Below are 16605 nucleotides of genomic sequence, written 5' to 3' on the forward strand. Positions count from 1 at the left end.
ATGGGGCCCTGCGGGGCCGCCGCGCGGCCCGGCTCGCCTTCGGGGGCGCCCGGCTGGGCCCCGGCGGGCTGCTGGGCCCCGGCGGCGGGCAGGGGCTGTGCCGCCTGGGCCGCTTCGGCGGGCTGGGCGGCTGCGGCCGGTTCGCCGGACTCGGCCTCGGCGGGCCGGGGTTCGGCCGCGGGCTGGGCCGCGTCCGCGGCCTGGGCCTCCTCGGCGGCCGACGGCTGGACGGCGGGCTGCGGCGCGTCCTGCGGAGCCTGCTCGGCACCCTCGGGCCGCTCGGCCGACTCGGCCCGGTCCGCGGGCTGCGCCACTGCCTCTGCTGTTGCCGCTGCCGTTGCTGCTGCCGCTGCGTCAGCCGTTGCTACCGGTTGCGGATGCGGCGGCACGGCGGCTGCGGGGGCGCCCTGAGCGGGGACTTCCTGGACGGGGGCGGGGGTGGCCTGGGCCGGAGCCTGCTGGACGGCAGCGTCCTGGGCAGGGGCTTCCGGAGCAGTGGCCTCCGGAACGACGGCCTCCGCCACCGGGTGCTGCGGCTGCTCCGGCACCTCGACCGGGGCCTCGCCCGGCGTGCCCGGGGCGGCACCGGCGACGTCGACCGGCCCGGCAAGCTCCGTGACGACCGCGGCACCGGCGGCATCCACCACCACGGCCGCAGTCCTCTCGGCCACGGCATCGGCCGCCACGACACCCACGGCTGGCACCGGCGCCGACTGCGTCGGAGCCTGCGGCTGGGCCTGGACCTGCGGCTGGTCCGCGGGCAACGCGCCGTCCGGCGCGGCCTGCTGGGGCTGCGGGGCCGGCTCGGCGGCCGGTACGGCGCCCTGTTCGGCGACCGCAGCGGTCTCGGCGGGCACCGGCGCCGCCGGGGCGCCTGCTGCGCCACCCGGTGTCTCGGCGACCTCCGCCACGGGGACCGACACCGCCTGCGCGGACGCCTCGCCCCACGGCTGCACCTGCGCCGGGACCTGGGACGGAATCTCCCCCAGCTGCGGCCCGGGCAACGGGCCCTGGCCGGCGGCCCCGTACGACTGCTCGGCGTGCAACTGGCCGTCGTAGGGCTGCTGGACGTAGGCCGGGGCACCCGCGGGCGGCGCGTACCCGGCGTCCACGGAGCCGGCCTGCTCCGGATACGGCTGAGCCGACCCGGCGTCAACGGGCCGGTCTTCCACCGCCACGGCGCCCGGCGCCGGTTCGCCGGCCCGGGCCTCCGGGGCCTCGGCCGGTACGTCGAGGTACTCGGGGCCGCCGGCCACCTGGGCGGACTGCCGGGCCGCGGCCTGGGGCGTCTCGGCCGGGCCGCGGTCGGCCAGCGAACGGACCACGCCGCCGGTCGCTTCCGGGACGGGCGGGCCCATGTGGAGCGGACGGCGCGGTGCGGCGGCGGGCTGGGCGGCGCCGCGCGCGCGTGCCTGCGGCTGGGGCGTGGCGGGCTGGGGGATGCGGACGGCGCCGAGGTCGACGGAACCGGAGTCGCGACCGCCGCTCTCGTGGTCGCCGACCGGTGGGTGCTCGGCGACCGGTGCGGGCATCGGCTCGTAACCGGCGGCCTGCTGGGCGGCAGCCGCGTCGAACGGCCCGCCCTGCTGGGGTACGGAGTGCGGCTGCGGCAGCGGCTGGGCGGCCTGCGGCACCTGCTGGGCCGGCTGCTCGCTCCAGGCGCCCTGGGCGCCCGGCATCAGCAGCAGGTCGTCGTCCTCGGGGACGGTGTCGGCCGCGTCGAGGTAGGGGTAGGCGCCCGGCTGCTGCGTCGGGCCGGCGTCGGCAGGGGAAGGAACGGCCGGCTGCGGCTGCCCGCGATGTCCGCCTGCGTTCTCCGGCTGTCCCTCGCCCGGGACCTGGCCGGTGTCGGTCATGCGTACCCCTCGCCCATTGGTAGTGCTCCTTCCAACCGCTCGTGCGACCCGCTCGACCGGTGCGCACCGACGCCCCGATAGCTAGAACGAGCGAGCGCGCCTCCCGGCACGTCCGCCCTCAAGTGCTTCATTTTCGTCCAAAACCACGGCATTTTCCGGATATTGGCGTACGAAGCCGAACGCGGAACGGCGGCGCAACGATCCGCCAGCCTACCCCGCGCGCGTGGCCTTGCAGGTCACGGGTGAGGAACGCGATAGCCGCTCAGCAAAAACACCACAGAGCGTTCACGTTCGACCCAAACGGAGGTGTCCAGTTCTACTGACTGGAGGAGGGCGCACTCGACTTCGTACCCGCCGTCGGCGAGCGCCCGGCCGAGCGCCTCGGCCTCGTCGCGGGTCGCGGCGTGGGTGACGATCCGTTCGGGACGGCGGGCCGCGCAGGCGGTGACCACGTCCACTCCCCCGGCGCCGATGCGCACCACGTCGGGCTCCGGCAGGTCCTCCAGGATCTGCGGCGCGCGGCCGTGGACGACCTGGAGTTGGACGCCGAGGCGGCGGGCGATGGCGGTGGTGCGCCCGCAGGCGTCCGGGTCGGCGTCGACCGCGATGACGGCGGCACCGAAGCGCGCGGCCTCCGCGGCAGCGGCGCCGCTGCCGCAGCCGATGTCCCACACCAGGTCGCCCACCCGCGGCCCGAGGCGGGCGAGTTGGGCGGTGCGCAGCTGGACGGACTCGCCCTCGCCGAGCGCCCCGCCGTACGCACGGTCGGGAAGTCCCCAGCCGCGCGGGCCGGTCGGATGGCCCGCTTCGCCGCCGGGGGTGCCGGCGATCCAGCCGGTGCCCTGGGCGGCGGCACCGGCGGGCGACCCGCCGACGACGATGACGACATTGGGGTCGCGCCATACGTGGTCGGCGACCTTGTCCGATGTGAGGACCGTCACCCGCTCGCGTTCGGTGCCCAGGTCCTCGCAGATGACGAAGGTGCGGTGGACGCCGCCCAGCAACAGGGCGAGTTCGGCGGGGCCGGCACCGGGCGAGGTGAGCACCGCGACCTTGGGGTGGGCGCGGCAGACGTTGACCGCGCGGCGCAGATCACGGCTGTGGGCGACGACGATCTGGGCGTCGTCCCAGGGCATTCCGGCCCGGGCGAAGGCGGCGGCGACGGAGGAGACGGCCGGAACCACCTCGACCTCCAGGCCGTACTCGGGGGCCCGCAGGGTGCGTACCACGCCGAAGAAGCCGGGGTCGCCGTCGGCGAGTACGACGGCGGTGCCGCGGTGCCGGGCGATGCGGCGGGCGGCCAGTGTGACGCTGCCGAGGCGGATCCGCTCGGCGCCGGGCGGGACTTCGGGGAGCGCGAGATGGTGCGCGGCTCCGGCCACCAGCGTCGCGGCGCCGAGGGCGGAGCGGGCGGCGGCGGTCAGCGGGGAGCCGTCCCATCCGATCACCGTGACCCGGTCGGCCATGCTCGTCAGTCTCCTGGGGCTGGTGGGGTGCGCGGACGGGGGCTGGGCTGCGGGCGGGGGCCGCCTGCGGGTGGTGGTGCGACGGGGGGCCGGGGTGCTGGTCGGTACGGTTCCGTGCTGGTCGGCGCGGTGTGCGCGGATGTCTCAGCAGGCCGAGGGTACCCCGATGCGGACGGACCGGCGGGGCGCGTGGTCAGTTCCACTCGGGGTAGGCGAAGCCGTTCGCGTCGGCCATCCGGCCGGGGAGGCCGTCGAGGTCCTCGGGCAGCAGGCTCCATACGATGAGGTCCGTCCGGATGTCCGTCCAGCCGCCGTCTTCCGTGCGGCTGCGGGCTATCCATGCGTTGCGCAGCACGCCCTCGCTGATGCAGCCGATCTTCTGGGCGACCTGCTGGGCGGCGGTGTTGTCGGCGGCGGTGCGCAGCTCGATGCGTTCGAATCCCAGGTCGCGGAAGAGCCATTGCGCGACGGCGAGCACCGATTCCGAGGCGTAGCCCTCGCCGCGGGCCCAAGGGGCGGTGACGTAGCGGATCTCGGCGCTGCGGAGCCGCCAGTCGGTGTGGTCGAGGACGATGGCGCCGACCAGGCGCTGGGTGAGGAACTCGGTGACGGCCAGGGCGATACCGCGGCCCGCGGTGCGTACCGCGGCGGCCTTGCCGGTGGCCCAGGCGCGGGCGTCGGCGAGGGTGTACGGGTGCGGCAGCGCGGTCCAGGCGGTGACCAGCTCGTCGGACATCATCTCGGCGAGGGCGGGTACGTCGGCCTCTTCGAAGGGGCGCAGCACCAACCGGTCCGTGCTGAGGGAGATGTCCGGAAGGGTGGATGTCATGCCGATGCTCCAACGCCGTTGACTGGGGTGTTCCGGGACGTCACGGGCCGTTTTCTCCGTGAGGTCGCGGGCCGTCCTGACCGTCTTGAATGCACCAGCATGCAGCATCCGCCCACGGGCGTGCCACGCGCCCGGGCCCGCGGGCACGTCCCTGGCCGTCCCCATGGCCGACCCCGTAACCGTCCCCGTTCGCCGGCCCTGGGTGCAGCCGCGGCTGCACCTCCGCCGCTGCGGGGACCGCCCGCTTCGCCAGCGCCGTGACTACCCTTGGCCAATGCCGCCTGGCCGACGCGCCGTGGCCACCGCTGGGGGCTGCCCGGCCGCCGCCGGGCTGCTGGGACTGCCCGCGGGTGGGACTGCCGGCGGGTAGGACTGCCTGCCCGCGGGCCACGTCTGCTTCCACGGCTACGGCTTGGGGCTACGGCTACGGCTACCGCCGCTCACTACACCCGCCCACCCCCCGAAGGGGGGTGGGCGGCGGGGAAAAAACAACAGGTACGGGTGGGCGGCGGGGAAAAGAGGACAGCGCCCGTGTCCACGTGGACACCGCCCCTTCACCCCGCGCCCGTCGGCGCCTCGGCTCCTGACGGGCCGGCCTCAGCTCTTGACAGGGCCGAAGGCCGGGATGACCGAGCCGTCCTTGTACTTGTCCTCGATGAACTTCTTGACCTCGTCGGAGTTGAGGAGCTTGGCGAGCTTCTTGATCCGCGGGTCGTTCTCGTTGCCCTTCTTGACGGCGAGGAAGTTGGCGTAGGGGTTGCCCTTCGCCTTCTCCAGGGCCAGCGCGTCGGTGGACGGCTTGAGGTGGGCGCCTACGGCGAAGTTGCCGTTGATGACGGCGGCGTCGACGTCGTCGATGCGCGGCGCGGTCTGCGCGGCCTCCAGCTCGGTGATCTTGACGCCCTTGTTGTCCTTGACGTCGGTCAGCTTGGCGTCGGAGCCGACACCGGGCTTGAGGGTGATCACGCCGTTGTCGGCGAGCAGCTTGAGCGCACGGCCCTCGTTGGAGGGGTCGTTGGGGACCGAGACGGTGGAACCGGCCTTGAGGTCGGAGAGCTTGTGGATCTTCTTGGAGTAGATGCCGAGCGGCTCGATCTCGACGTTCACGACCGGGACGATGTGGGTGCCGTTCTCCTTGTTGAAGGTGTCCAGGAACGGCTTGTGCTGGAAGAAGTTGGCGTCGACCTGGCCGTCGTCGGTGACCTTGTTGGGGATCTTGTAGTCGTTGAACGGCTTGACGACGAGCTTGAGGCCCACCTGCGGCGCCAGCTTGTCCTTGACGTAGTCGAGGATCGTGGCGTGCGGGGTGGGGCTGGCCGCGATCACCAGGGGGGCGTTCTTGTCGCTCTTGTCGCTGCTCGCGGTGGTGTCGGACGGGGCGCTGCACGCGCTCGCGCCGAGGGCGACCGCGGAGGCGGCGGCTATGGCCACGGTGATCTTGATGGTGTTACGCACGAAGAGTGCCTCTTTCTTGTGCACACGGGGGTTCCCGTGTGGGGTACGCCCGGCAAAGGGTCCGGGCTTCGGGGTGCGGGTGACGCGGGGGGGGGTTCGGGGGTCAGGCGGCCTCGGTGGCGGCGGCCGGCTCCTCGGTCCGTACGCGGCGCAGTCCGACGCGTGCGGCAGAGGTGCGGCCACCGCGGCGGGCGAGCCGGCGGACGATCAGGTCGCCGAGCAGTTGGACGAGGGTGACGAGGACGATCAGCTCCACGACGGTGGTGATCATCAGCGAGGTCTCGTACTGCTGGTAGCCGTAGGTGTAGGCGAGGTTGCCCAGTCCACCGCCGCCGACCGCGCCGGCGATCGCGGAGTAGCCGATCAGCGTGATGACGGTGGTGGTGACGGCCGCGATCAGCGCGGGCAGTGCCTGCGGGAGCAGCACCTTGAAGACGATGGTCCAGGTGCCGCCGCCCATCGCCTGGGCGGCTTCGACCAGGCCGTGGTCGACCTCGCGCAGGGCGGCCTCGACGAGGCGGGCGAAGAACGGGATGGCGGCGATGGCCAGCGGGACGACCGCGCCGGTCGGGCCGATGGAGACGCCGACGACGAGCCGGGTGAAGGGGATCAGCACCACGATCAGGATCAGGAACGGGAAGGACCGCCCGATGTTGACGATCGCGCCGAGGACCTTGTTCACCACGACGTTCTGGAGCATGGCGCCGCGGTCGGTCAGATGCAGCAGTACGCCTACGGGGATGCCGATGAGCACCGCGTAGAACGTCGACCACCACACCATGAAGAGGGTGTCGAGCGTGTTGTCGTACAGCAGCGGCTGCATGTCGTTCCAGCTCACTTGGCGCCTTCCTTGTGGAGCGGGGCGGCGGTGGTGCCGGCGGCGTCGGTCTCGGCGTCGCCGGCGACGTCCACCTGGAGACCCTGCTCGCGCAGGAAGCCGATGGGGACGACGTTGTCCTCGAAGCGGCCGGGGAGTTCTATCCGCATCCGGCCGATCTGCTTGCCGCCGACGGTGTCCATGGCGGCGCCGAGGATCGAGATGTCGACGTTGTAGGTGCGCGCGAGTTCGGACACCACGGGGCGGGTGGCGGCCTCGCCGTGGAAGGTGATGTCGACGACCGTACGGTCCTCGGCCGAGGGCTCGCCGCCGACCGGGAAGAGCTCCCGGGCCAGTTCGGAGCCGGGGGTGGCGAGGAGTTCGGCGACGGTGCCCTGCTCGACGACGCGGCCGTTCTTCATCAGTGCGGCGGAGTCGCAGATGGTCTTGACGACGTCCATTTCGTGCGTGATGAGGACGATGGTCAGGCCGAGCTGGCGGTTGAGGTCGCGCAGCAGCTGGAGGATGGAGCGGGTGGTCTCCGGGTCCAGGGCGCTGGTGGCCTCGTCGGAGAGCAGCACCTTGGGGTCGCCGGCCAGCGCCCGGGCGATGCCGACGCGCTGCTTCTGGCCGCCGGAGAGCTGCGCCGGGTACGCCGCGGCCTTGTCGGCGAGGCCGACCAGGTCCAGCAGTTCCAGGGCCTTCCTGGAGCGCTCGCGGCGGTCGACCTTGAGGATTTCCAGGGGCAGTTCGACGTTGTCCTGGACGGTGCGCGAGGACAGCAGGTTGAAGTGCTGGAAGACCATGCCGATGTGGCTGCGCGCGGCGCGCAGTGCGGCGTTGGCGCGCTTCTGGTTGCCGGCCAGCGCCGTGAGGTCCTGGCCGGCCACGGTGACCGTGCCGGAGGTGGGTCGCTCCAGGAGGTTCAGGCAGCGGATGAGGGTGGATTTGCCGGCGCCGCTCTGGCCGATGACGCCGTACACCTCGCCTTCGCGGACGTGCAGATCGACGCCGTCCAGGGCGGTGACCTCACGGTCTCCTGAACGGTAGACCTTGGTCAGGCCCGTTGTGGTGATCACAGGGAATTCCGTCACTGTCGAGTGCTCGGCGGCTCGCCCGCCGGGCACGGGGCATTCTTGCGAGTGCGGCAGAGGGGAACGGGGAGCGGCGGCGGGCGCGGGGCCCGGCTCCGGGTTCCGGTGACGCGGGGCGGCCGGGGGCGTCTATGGGGCGACGTACGGCGCATGGCGACAGGTCTCGCTTCGGGGCGCGAGGCTCAGGCGGGGGCCCTCAGCGGTCACACATTCGACACATGCAACGAGCACCGGGCGCGGTGAACGCCTCGGTCGCAGGGGTGCGGTAGCTCGTCGTGGTCATGGCGGCCAGTAAACCAGACAGCGGTGCGAGCCCTTCAAGCCAGTCCGTATATCGGACACGACTGACCGCACCGTGGACGGCGCCGCGCTCCACGCCACCGGTCCCGGCCGGGGCGCCCGTGGCCTGCGCGGATGCCGCCGGTGGCCCCGGGGCGACGGCATCCGGCTCCCGACCCGCCGCGGGGCGGGCTGTGGCCAACGCCACGGTGCCCGCCCCGCCGGGTACGGCCCGGCCGGGCCGCAGCGCTCCGCGGAGGCCCCGCCCGCACTCCCCCGCCTCCTGGTGCCGCCGGAACCGCCCGGAAGGCCGCTCTCGCCCGAGACGCCCGCATCGGCCGGGATCTTCACGCTTCCCCCGCGTACGTGCCCCGGTGGGGTCGGGCGCGGCGCTCCGCGGGCCGCCGATTAGCATCGCCCCATGCCCCACAACCCCATGGCGCGCGAGCGCGTCGCCCGGAGGTCCCGGTGATCGACGCGCTGACGATCGCGCTCGGCGTGGCCGCTCTCGCCCTGGCCGTCTGGTGCGGCCTCGCGGCCTACCGCGACCAGCCCACCAAGGACTGGCACTTCATCGGCATGGCCGTCGTGTCGCTGCTCTGCATCGTCCAACTGGTCATCGCCTTCGTGCAGTTGGCGCGCGGGCAGTCGCCGGACAAGGGCACCGCGCTGTTCGTGGCGTATCTGCTCGGGGCCGCCGCCTGCGTACCGGCGACCGGGTTCATGTCGCTCTCGGAGCGCACCCGGTGGGGTTCGGCCACCGTCGCGGCGGGCGCCGTGGTGCTGGCCGTACTGGAAGTGAGACTGTTCGACATCTGGGGAGGCGGCAGTGCCTGAGGCAGTGCCCGAGACCACCGCGAGCGCCGCGGCGAAGGACACCACGGGGGCGGCGCCGGCCGGGAAGGTGTCGCTGGGCACCGGCCCGGGACGGCTGCTGGTCACGCTCTACGGGATCTTCACCGTGGCCGCCGCGTCCCGCTCGATCTACCAGCTGATCGCCCAGTTCGACCGGGCCCCGCTGGCGTACGGCCTCTCGGCGGTCTCCGCCGTGGTGTACGGGTTCATCACGTTCTCGCTGGTGCGGGGCGGCGAGGGCGCCCGCAGGGCGGCCATCGTCTGCTGCGGGCTGGAGCTGCTCGGGGTGTTCGGTATCGGCACCTGGACGCTGGTCGACCGGGCCGCGTTCCCGGACGCCACGGTCTGGTCGGACTACGGGATGGGCTACCTCTTCATCCCGGTCATCCTGCCGGTCACCGGTCTGATCTGGCTGCGCCGGGCCCGCGCGAAAGCGGCGGCCTGAGCGGCGCGGCAGCCGCGTCGGAGGTACGGGCCCGCCGTCGGCGCGGGCCCGTCCCGGCGTCCTACGCTCCGGCGAGCTCCTTCTCCAGCGTGACCACGCTCAGCCGGCCGGTCCGCTGCTCGGTGCCCACCGGCGCGTAACCGTGGCTGCGGTAGAGCCGGAGGTTGCCGTCGCTGCGGTGGCCGGTGAAGAGGCGGTAGCGCTTGGCGGACCGCTCGGCGGCCAGCCGTTCCTCGACGGCGGCCAGCAACCGCCCACCGAGACCGTGCCGCTGGAGGCGCGGATGCACGATCAGTTTGGCGATCTTCGCGGTGCCGTCGGCGTCGACCGTGCCGCGGACCGATCCGACCACCTCCTGTCCGAGTCTGGCCACCATCACGCAGCCCTCGCCGAGTTCGGCGCGCAGGGCGTGCAGCGTCTGGGTCAGCGGCTCGATGGCGTAGTCGTCGTAGAGCGCGGCCTCCGTCTGGTAGCAGAGGTACTGGAGTTTGAGGATCTGTTCGGCGTCGTCGTCGGTCGCCGCAGAGATGGTCACGCTCGTGCCCATGCGCGTTTGCCTCCCCTTTTCGGTTCGCTGCTCGCTTCCGGAGTCCCCGCAAATCAGGCGCGGCAATCTCCGGCGCGAGCATTCTGCGCAGGCAATCGGGACAAGCGGAACGGACCGGCGCCAAGCTCCCCTGTGACATTCCCAACTCAGATGAGTACGGGGGCGGATGGGACGGCATGGCGCCGGTCCGCGACGCGCGGGCGGTCAGTGCCGGCGGAACTCCTCGGCGGCCAGCACCGCAGTGTCCGGGTTGTCGGAGAACAGGCCGTCGATACCGGTCGCGTAGAGCGCCTTGAAATACGCGAGCGAGTTGCCGTAATCGCCCGGGTTCCCGCCGACCCGGAAGTCCAGCGGCAGGAAGTTGTTCTCGTTCCGCACGGTGTACGGGGTGAGGAACAGCCCCGCGGCGTGCGCGTCGCGGACGAGGGTGGTGGGCTTGCCGAGCCTGCCCTTGTCGTCCTGCGCGATGATCTGCGGCAGCCAGGGGCCGATGCCCTGGGCGAAGCCGGCGATCCACTTGAGCCCCTCGGGCTTGAGGAGGTCGGCGGTGGTGCGCGGGTCGCCGGACTCGACGAAGTCCCACGGCCTGACGGACGGCTCGTCGAGCAGGACGACCTTCGGGCACTTCACGCCCAGTTCGCTGAGCCGCCGGAGACTGCTGGGCTCGAAGGACTGCAACAAGTTGGGGGCGTGCGCGGTGTGCCGGCCGTACCGGCGCAGCAGCTTGGCGAGCGGCTCCTCGATGCCCAGGCCCAGCTTGCGGAAGTAGGTGGGGTGCTTGGTCTCGGGGTAGATCCACACGGGGCGTCCGCGGCGGCGCCCCTCGCGCTCGGCCCACTGGAGGACCTCTTCGAAGGTGGCTATCTCCCAGTGCCCGTTGTACAGGGTGTTGTGCTGACGGACGTCGGGGATGCGCTCCTTGGCGCGCAGGGTCTTCAGCTCGGCGAGCGTGAAGTCCTCGGTGAACCAGCCGGTGATCTTCTTGCCGTCCACGGTCTTGGTGGCCTTGCGGCCGGCGAACTCTCGGTGGTCGGCAACATCGGTGGTGGCGGAGATGTCCGGCTCGTGCCGGCAGACCAGGTGTCCGTCCTTGGTGGGGACGAGGTCACCGGCCTCGATGACGTCCGCGCCCATGTCGAGGGCGAGTTGGTAGGAGCCGAAGGTGTGCTCCGGGCGGTAGCCGCTGGCGCCGCGGTGGCCGATGACGAACGGGACGGGCAGTTGCCGCGGCCGGCCTGCGGTGCCCGTAGGGGTCGGGCCCGCCGGGGTCCGGCCCGCCGGGTTCGTCCGGTCTGCCGCGTCGGCCTGCCCGGCGGCGGCGAACACCGCCGCGCCCGCCCCCAGGGCCGCCGCTCCCAGCACCGTCCGTCGTCCCGGCTGCTGCCGCTTCTGCATTCCCGTGCTCCTCGCTCTGCGATGTCCGGTGCCGTACCGGACATTTCGGGGTGGTCAGCCCTACAAGGGCGTCCCGCACGGCGTCTCGTGCACCGTCCGGGACCACCCCGATCGTAGGCACGGACGGGTGATGCCGGGGAGACGTCCGGAGATACCGGAGGGAACATGGAAGTAACGCACGTCAACTCTGCGTATCGGCCTGGTGAACCCGATGTGCAAGCGGGGGTAACCCGCGAGTATGGTCCTGGGCGGCAGAGTTCTGCGTCCCCTTGACCTGTCCAGCCACGACCCGGAGGACCCGTTGTCCCGCATTGTGCTGAAGGCGATTCTCGGACTGATGATGCGTGTCCTGTTCCGCCCGAAGGTCGAGGGCATCGAGCGCATTCCGGAGACCGGCCCGGTGATCCTGGCCGGTAACCACGTCACGTTCATCGACTCGCTGTTCCTGAGCCTGGTGGTCAAGCGCCCGGTGTTCTTCATCGGCAAGGACGAGTACGTCACCGGCAAGGGCGTCAAGGGCCGTCTGATGGCCTGGTTCTTCACCACCGCCGGGATGATCCCCGTGGACCGCGACGGCGGGCACGGCGGGGTCGCGGCGCTGATGACCGGCCGCCGGGTCCTGGAGGAGGGCCACGCCTTCGGCATCTACCCGGAGGGCACCCGCTCCCCCGACGGCCGGCTGTACCGCGGCCGTACGGGCATCGCCCGGCTCGCCCTGATGACCGGCGCCCCGGTCGTCCCGTTCGCCATGATCGGTACGGACAAGGTGCAGCCCGGCGGCAAGGGCCGTCCGCACATCGCCCCGGTGACGGTGCGCTTCGGTGAGGCGCTGGACTTCTCGCGGTACGACGGCATGGACCGCGACCGCTATGTGCTGCGGGCGGTCACCGACGAGGTGATGAGCGACGTCATGGAGCTGTCCGGCCAGGAGTACGTCGACATCTACGCCACCAAGGCCAGGGCCGCCTGACCCCGGACGACGCACCGGGCCCCATCCTGATACCGCGGGATGGGGCCCGGTGCGTCGTCCGGCCGGTCGGCAGGGCGCGCCGGTCAGCAGGGCACCCGGAAGCCGCCGGGGGCGCGCTGGCCCTCGGCGCCGCCGGTCAGCGCCGCCCGCAGTGCCGCTTCGGGCCGCGGGATGTTGCCGCCGACCACCTGGAGGAGCTGCTGCTCCACGGCGACGATGCCGGTGCGGGCGCCGGGGACATGGGCGTTCCTGACCGAGACCCGGCTCAGCGGGGCGGGCTCCAGGTGCTTCTTGGTGCGGATGAAGGTGACGAAGCTCTCGAAGTCGCGGGTGTGCCGGACGGGTTGGGTGAATCCGGTGAAGGCGCTGAAGCCGTCCTGGTTGATGAGGGTGTAGGAGGGGGCGGCCAGGCGGTAGGTGCGTGCCCGGTCGAGGGCCTTGTCGTTGATGAAGACCTCGGCGGGGTCGATCCGGCGGCCGACCTTTCCCGCGGCGTCGAAGGTGTAGCGGACGTTGCCGGAGACGGCCAGCGGGGCGAAGGCCAGGCCGCCGCCGGCGGCGGGTGCCCACTGCTCCTCCAGGGCGTCGTGGATCTGCCGTCCGGTGACGGTGACCGTCATGATCGGGTCGCCGAAGCCGACCGCGTTCCACGCCTGCCCGAAGGTGATGACGCCGTCTGACTCCTCGTCACGTACCAGGTCGGCGGAGATGATCGCGGAGCCGACCCGGGGTGCGACCGCGATGACGGCCAGTTCGGCGGGGACGTTGCGGTGGGCCGCGGGGTCGTCCATCGGACCGTGCGGCTGCCCGCCGGCCCACAGCGCCCAGTCGGCGACGAGGTTGCCCATCGTGGACTCCCCCGCCGCGTTGCGCTGCCGGGTGAAGGAGGCGGACTGGGTGCCGATCCGGGTGCGGGCGCGCCGGGCACCGTAGCCCGCCCAGTAGTCGGCGATCGATTGCAACTCCTTGTGCGGCGCCACATCGCGGGTGTTGGGGTGGTTGACCGCGGTGGTCAGCGAGCGGACGACCTTGCCGGTCCGGCGGTCCAGCCGCAGATTGATCTCGTTGATCAGCTGGCCGTAGCAGCCGGCCTCGACGAACGGGCGGGGTGCGCCCTTGGGGTCGGGCAGCATCATCGTGAAGGCGCAGTGCCAGTGGCCGGTGACGATGGCGTCGATGTCGGCGGAGGCGCGCAGCGCCAGCTCGTAGGCCGGGCCCGAGGGGTTGCTGCCGCTGGAGAAGTCGCTGCCGGCCACCGCGCCGTCGTGCATGCTGAGCACGATCGCGTTGACGCCGCGTGACTTGAGCTCCGCGGCGCAGCGGTTGGCGGTCTCCAGTTCGTCCAGGGTGCGCAGGCCCGGCTGGTAGGAGCCGGGGAAGGACTCGGTGCCGACGGCGGTCAGGTGGATGAAGCCGATCGGCAGCTTGCGGCCGTGGCCGGCGTCCACGTGCACGATGTTGTACGGCGGCAGCACCCGCTTGCCGCTCTCGTGCCACACCATGTTGGCGCTGTAGTACGGGAAGTCCGCCCCGCGGAAGCGGTGGCCGGTGGAGTCGGTGAAGGAGTCGTCGCGGCCGACGACCCGGAAGGACTCGCCGCGTTCCATGTGCGACGTCAGAAACGTCGCGGACTTGTCGAATTCGTGGTTGCCGGCCGACGCGAAGTCCAGGCCCATGGCGTTGAGGGCCTCGATGGTGGGTTCGTCGGCGAAGGAGGAGGCGTCGAACTCCCAGCCGGAGAAGAGGTCTCCGGGGGCGAAGAAGATCGAGTTGCGCCGGCCGTCGCGCAGCCGCTCCAGGTGGGCGGCCATGTAGGCGACGCCGCCGACGGTGTAGCGCTTGCCGCCGGCGCCGGTGATGACGGAGTTGGCGCCCGGCGCGCCTTGCAGATAGCCGTGCAGATCGGTGATGTTGAGGAGTTGGACGTCGACGTACTCGTTGGCGGTGGCCGCGTCCCGGGCGTGGCCGGTGGCGTAGGCATTGCTGCCGATGGCGCTGGCGGTGGCCATCGCCCCCGCAGCGGTGAAGAAGGACCGTCGTCCGATGTCGCGCACTCTGCGTCACTCTCCTGAGCGGGGCCGACCGTTGGGGGGACGACGGGAGAGTCAAACGAGCCGCGCGGGACATCCGGCCACGAAGACGCATACCGGGCATGAACGGCGAGGGACGGTCGCCCCCGAGGGCGTGTCCCGTGGATCATGGCGGGTGGCCACCGCCGTGATCCACCGGACACGCCTGCACGGGGGCAGGGGGCCCGGCGCTGTCCCTCGTTCGCCTGCCGGGTCCGCCCTTACGGGTGTCCGGGGTGCTACGGGAGTTCGGCCGGGCCGGATGCCGCGGAACCGGATCCGGTCACCGGCGCGGGGGCGTCCGGCGCGGGCTGCGCCGGGGCCGGGCTGTCCGCCAGCTCCTGGCCGCGGAGCAGGAACCACGCGGCCACCGCGGCGCCCAGCAGCACCACCGCGCCCACCCCGGCGGCGGCGTCCACGCCGTTGACGAACGAGTCCTGAGCGGCCTTCAGCAGCGCGGCGCCCTGATCGGCGGGGAGTTGGCCGGCCGCCTCGAAGGCGCCGCCGAGCGACTCGCGGGCGGCGTCGGCGGCGTGCTCGGGCACCCCGGCCGGTGTACCGAAGCCGCGGTAGATGCTGGTGACGATGGAGCCGAGCAGGGCGATGCCGAGCGCGGCGCCCAGTTCGTACGCCGTCTCGGAGACCGCGGATGCGGCGCCCGCCTCCTCCTTCGGGACGCTGGAGAGGATCACATCGGCGGTGACGGTGAACGCGAAGCCCGCGCCGACGCCCACCACGAACAGGATGACGGACATCGCGAGGGTGCCGGTGTCGCCGTGCAGGGTCATGCACCCGGCGAGCGAGAGCCCGACCACGGCGAGGCCGCCGGCCACCACGACGCGTACCGTCAGCCGCCGGGCGACCCAGCCCGCGGCCAGGCCGGCGCCCACCGCGCCGACCGCGGCCGGGAGTTCGGTGAGCCCGGCGTTCAGCGGCGTGCGCGACTGCACCATCTGGAGGAACTGGGAGAGGAAGAAGACCAGCCCGGACAGCCCCAGGATGGTCAGCAGGTCCGCCAGCACCGCACCGGAGAACCCGCGGTGCTGAAAGAGCTTCATGTTCAGCAGCGGCGATTCCAGGGTGAGCTGGCGCCGGACGAACCAGATCAGCGCGAGGACGCCGATGACGGCCGCCAGCCCGATGTCCCAGCGGAAGCCGTGGACCGCTGCCTCCTTGATGGCGTAGACCACGGCGACGATGCCCACCAGCGACAGCAGGACGCTGGGAACGTCCCACGGCCCGGGATCCGGATTGCGCGACTCCGGGATCACCTTCGCCCCGACGACCACCAGCAGCGCCATCACCGGAAGGTTGATCAGGAAGACCGACCCCCACCAGAAATGGCCCAGCAGGAAACCGCCGAGGACCGGCCCGACGGCGGTGCCCGCCGAGGCCATCGCACCCCAGATGCCGATCGCCAGGCTGCGTTCCTTGGGGTCGTGGAAGAGGTTGCGGATCAGGGCGAGGGTGGACGGCATCAGCGTCGCACCGGCCACACCCTGGAGGGCCCGGGCGGCGATCATCATCTCCGGGGTGGTGGCGTACGCGGCGACCACCGACAGCGCGCCGAACGCGACCGAGCCGACCAGCAGCAGCTTCTTCCGGCCGATCCGGTCGCCGAGGCTGCCCATGGACACCAGCAGACCGGCGATGACGAACGAGTAGATGTCGCCGATCCACAGCAACTGGGTTCCGGACGGCCGCAGATCCTCGCTCAGGAACGGGGTGGCGAGGCCGAGGACGGTGGCGTCGACGCCGACCAGCAGCACGGCGAGGACGAGGACCGAGAGCGCGAGCCAGCGGCCCGGCCGGGGCTGGTCGTCCACATGAGCCGAACCGGCCCGTCCTGACGCTACGGTCTCGCTCATTTCTCCATGCTCCGTCGGATGCCGCCGAGCAGCAGCTCGGCGATCGAGTGGTTGAGGTCGTTGCGGGCGACCCGCCCTTCGTGCACCGCCCAGGCGCCCGCCCCTATGAGGCCGTAGAACGCCTCGGTCAGCCAGGCCGAGCTCAGGTCGATGCGGAAGTCGCCCTCTTCCTGGCCGCGGCGGAACAGCGCGGTGATCCGCGCGTCGAGCCGGGCCCAGCCGGCGTTGATCTCGCCGCCCTCGAAGAGCTGGTTCTCGGTGAAGAGGAAGGCGAGGACGCCGGCGACCGGTTCGGTTGCGCGGATCAGCCGGCGCAGCGCATCGGCGGCGTCCCCGTCGTCGAGCCGGGCGGCGTCCATCGCCTGCGCCAGCTGCTCGATCCCGTGCTCCTCCAGGGCCCGGATCAGCGCGTCCCGGCCCGCGAAGTGCCGGTGCAGGGTCGCCCGGCTGATGCCCGCGGCGCGGGCGATCTCGTCCATCGAGGCCGTCGACCGGCGGGTGAGCAGCGCGGCGGCTTCTTTGAGTACCTCTTCACGATCCACAGCCATGAGACACAGACTAACCGAATGAGACAGACATGTCTCACGCACGTCCGGGATCACGTGGCCCGTCCCGCGGCGGTGCGGAGCTGGTGCGGAGCTGCGGATGCGCCGGAGGCCC

At 72.3% G+C, this 16605-nt stretch carries 13 protein-coding genes and 1 pseudogene; 3 read left to right on the forward strand and 11 right to left on the reverse strand.

Annotated features, from left to right (window positions below):
• From IEZ17_RS24345 to IEZ17_RS24370, 6 genes and pseudogenes are all read right to left on the reverse strand, one after another.
• Positions 1-1856 (reverse strand): annotated as a pseudogene (locus IEZ17_RS24345) (nicotinate-nucleotide--dimethylbenzimidazole phosphoribosyltransferase); the annotation flags it as partial.
• Positions 1857-2092: 236 nt separating this feature from the next.
• Positions 2093-3322 (reverse strand): precorrin-6y C5,15-methyltransferase (decarboxylating) subunit CbiE, encoded by a 1230-nt coding sequence (gene cbiE / locus IEZ17_RS24350; protein ID WP_189303523.1) that lies wholly within the window; start codon positions 3320-3322, stop codon positions 2093-2095.
• A 193-nt stretch (positions 3323-3515) separates the two neighbouring features.
• Positions 3516-4151 (reverse strand): GNAT family N-acetyltransferase, encoded by a 636-nt coding sequence (locus tag IEZ17_RS24355; RefSeq protein ID WP_189303525.1) that lies wholly within the window; start codon positions 4149-4151, stop codon positions 3516-3518.
• Positions 4152-4748: 597 nt separating this feature from the next.
• Positions 4749-5606, reverse strand: a complete 858-nt coding sequence (locus IEZ17_RS24360; protein WP_189303527.1) for a MetQ/NlpA family ABC transporter substrate-binding protein — start codon at positions 5604-5606, stop codon at positions 4749-4751.
• A 103-nt stretch (positions 5607-5709) separates the two neighbouring features.
• Positions 5710-6444, reverse strand: coding sequence for a methionine ABC transporter permease (locus IEZ17_RS24365; RefSeq protein ID WP_189303528.1), 735 nt, complete (start codon positions 6442-6444; stop codon positions 5710-5712).
• Positions 6441-7502, reverse strand: coding sequence for a methionine ABC transporter ATP-binding protein (locus tag IEZ17_RS24370; RefSeq protein WP_189303530.1), 1062 nt, complete (start codon positions 7500-7502; stop codon positions 6441-6443). The genes IEZ17_RS24365 and IEZ17_RS24370 overlap by 4 nt, the downstream gene beginning before the upstream one ends.
• A gap of 762 nt (positions 7503-8264) precedes the next feature.
• Here IEZ17_RS24370 and IEZ17_RS24375 point away from each other — a divergent pair.
• Complete coding sequence (locus IEZ17_RS24375; RefSeq protein WP_189303532.1) at positions 8265-8633, forward strand: hypothetical protein; 369 nt, start codon at positions 8265-8267, stop codon at positions 8631-8633.
• A gap of 4 nt (positions 8634-8637) precedes the next feature.
• Positions 8638-9096 (forward strand): hypothetical protein, encoded by a 459-nt coding sequence (locus tag IEZ17_RS24380; protein WP_189303784.1) that lies wholly within the window; start codon positions 8638-8640, stop codon positions 9094-9096.
• Between the two features lie 61 nt (positions 9097-9157).
• On the opposite strand, the gene IEZ17_RS24385 is transcribed toward IEZ17_RS24380, so the two are convergent.
• Entirely contained in the window at positions 9158-9643 is a 486-nt protein-coding gene (locus IEZ17_RS24385) for a GNAT family N-acetyltransferase (protein ID WP_189303534.1), read from the reverse strand.
• Between the two features lie 204 nt (positions 9644-9847).
• Positions 9848-11038 (reverse strand): glycerophosphodiester phosphodiesterase, encoded by a 1191-nt coding sequence (locus IEZ17_RS24390; RefSeq protein ID WP_189303536.1) that lies wholly within the window; start codon positions 11036-11038, stop codon positions 9848-9850.
• Positions 11039-11339: 301 nt separating this feature from the next.
• On the opposite strand from IEZ17_RS24390, the gene IEZ17_RS24395 reads away from it, so the two are divergent.
• Positions 11340-12008, forward strand: a complete 669-nt coding sequence (locus IEZ17_RS24395) for a lysophospholipid acyltransferase family protein (RefSeq protein WP_043263557.1) — start codon at positions 11340-11342, stop codon at positions 12006-12008.
• 83 nt (positions 12009-12091) lie between these two features.
• Here IEZ17_RS24395 and IEZ17_RS24400 read toward each other — a convergent pair whose 3' ends face one another.
• The 3 genes from IEZ17_RS24400 to IEZ17_RS24410 all read right to left on the reverse strand — a co-directional run bounded on the left by IEZ17_RS24400 (position 12092) and on the right by IEZ17_RS24410 (position 16493).
• On the reverse strand, positions 12092-14062 hold the full coding sequence (locus IEZ17_RS24400) for a bifunctional metallophosphatase/5'-nucleotidase (protein ID WP_189303538.1): 1971 nt from the start codon (positions 14060-14062) through the stop codon (positions 12092-12094).
• Between the two features lie 254 nt (positions 14063-14316).
• Entirely contained in the window at positions 14317-15945 is a 1629-nt protein-coding gene (locus IEZ17_RS24405) for an MFS transporter (protein WP_189303539.1), read from the reverse strand.
• Positions 15942-16493, reverse strand: coding sequence for a TetR/AcrR family transcriptional regulator (locus IEZ17_RS24410; RefSeq protein ID WP_189303541.1), 552 nt, complete (start codon positions 16491-16493; stop codon positions 15942-15944). The genes IEZ17_RS24405 and IEZ17_RS24410 overlap by 4 nt, the downstream gene beginning before the upstream one ends.
• Between the last annotated feature and the right edge of the window lie 112 nt (positions 16494-16605).

The organism is Streptomyces albospinus, from assembly GCF_014648695.1.
GTDB classification, from domain to species: Bacteria; Actinomycetota; Actinomycetes; order Streptomycetales; family Streptomycetaceae; genus Streptomyces; species Streptomyces albospinus.

What these genes read in the sequence shown, in the direction of transcription:
- cbiE (WP_189303523.1), bottom strand. Translation starts at nt 3,322, where the DNA reads ATGGCCGACCGGGTCACGGTGATCGGATGGGACGGCTCCCCGCTGACC.
- IEZ17_RS24355 (WP_189303525.1), bottom strand. Translation starts at nt 4,151, where the DNA reads ATGACATCCACCCTTCCGGACATCTCCCTCAGCACGGACCGGTTGGTG.
- IEZ17_RS24385 (WP_189303534.1), bottom strand. Translation starts at nt 9,643, where the DNA reads ATGGGCACGAGCGTGACCATCTCTGCGGCGACCGACGACGACGCCGAA.
- IEZ17_RS24390 (WP_189303536.1), bottom strand. Translation starts at nt 11,038, where the DNA reads ATGCAGAAGCGGCAGCAGCCGGGACGACGGACGGTGCTGGGAGCGGCG.
- IEZ17_RS24405 (WP_189303539.1), bottom strand. Translation starts at nt 15,945, where the DNA reads ATGAGCGAGACCGTAGCGTCAGGACGGGCCGGTTCGGCTCATGTGGAC.
- IEZ17_RS24410 (WP_189303541.1), bottom strand. Translation starts at nt 16,493, where the DNA reads ATGGCTGTGGATCGTGAAGAGGTACTCAAAGAAGCCGCCGCGCTGCTC.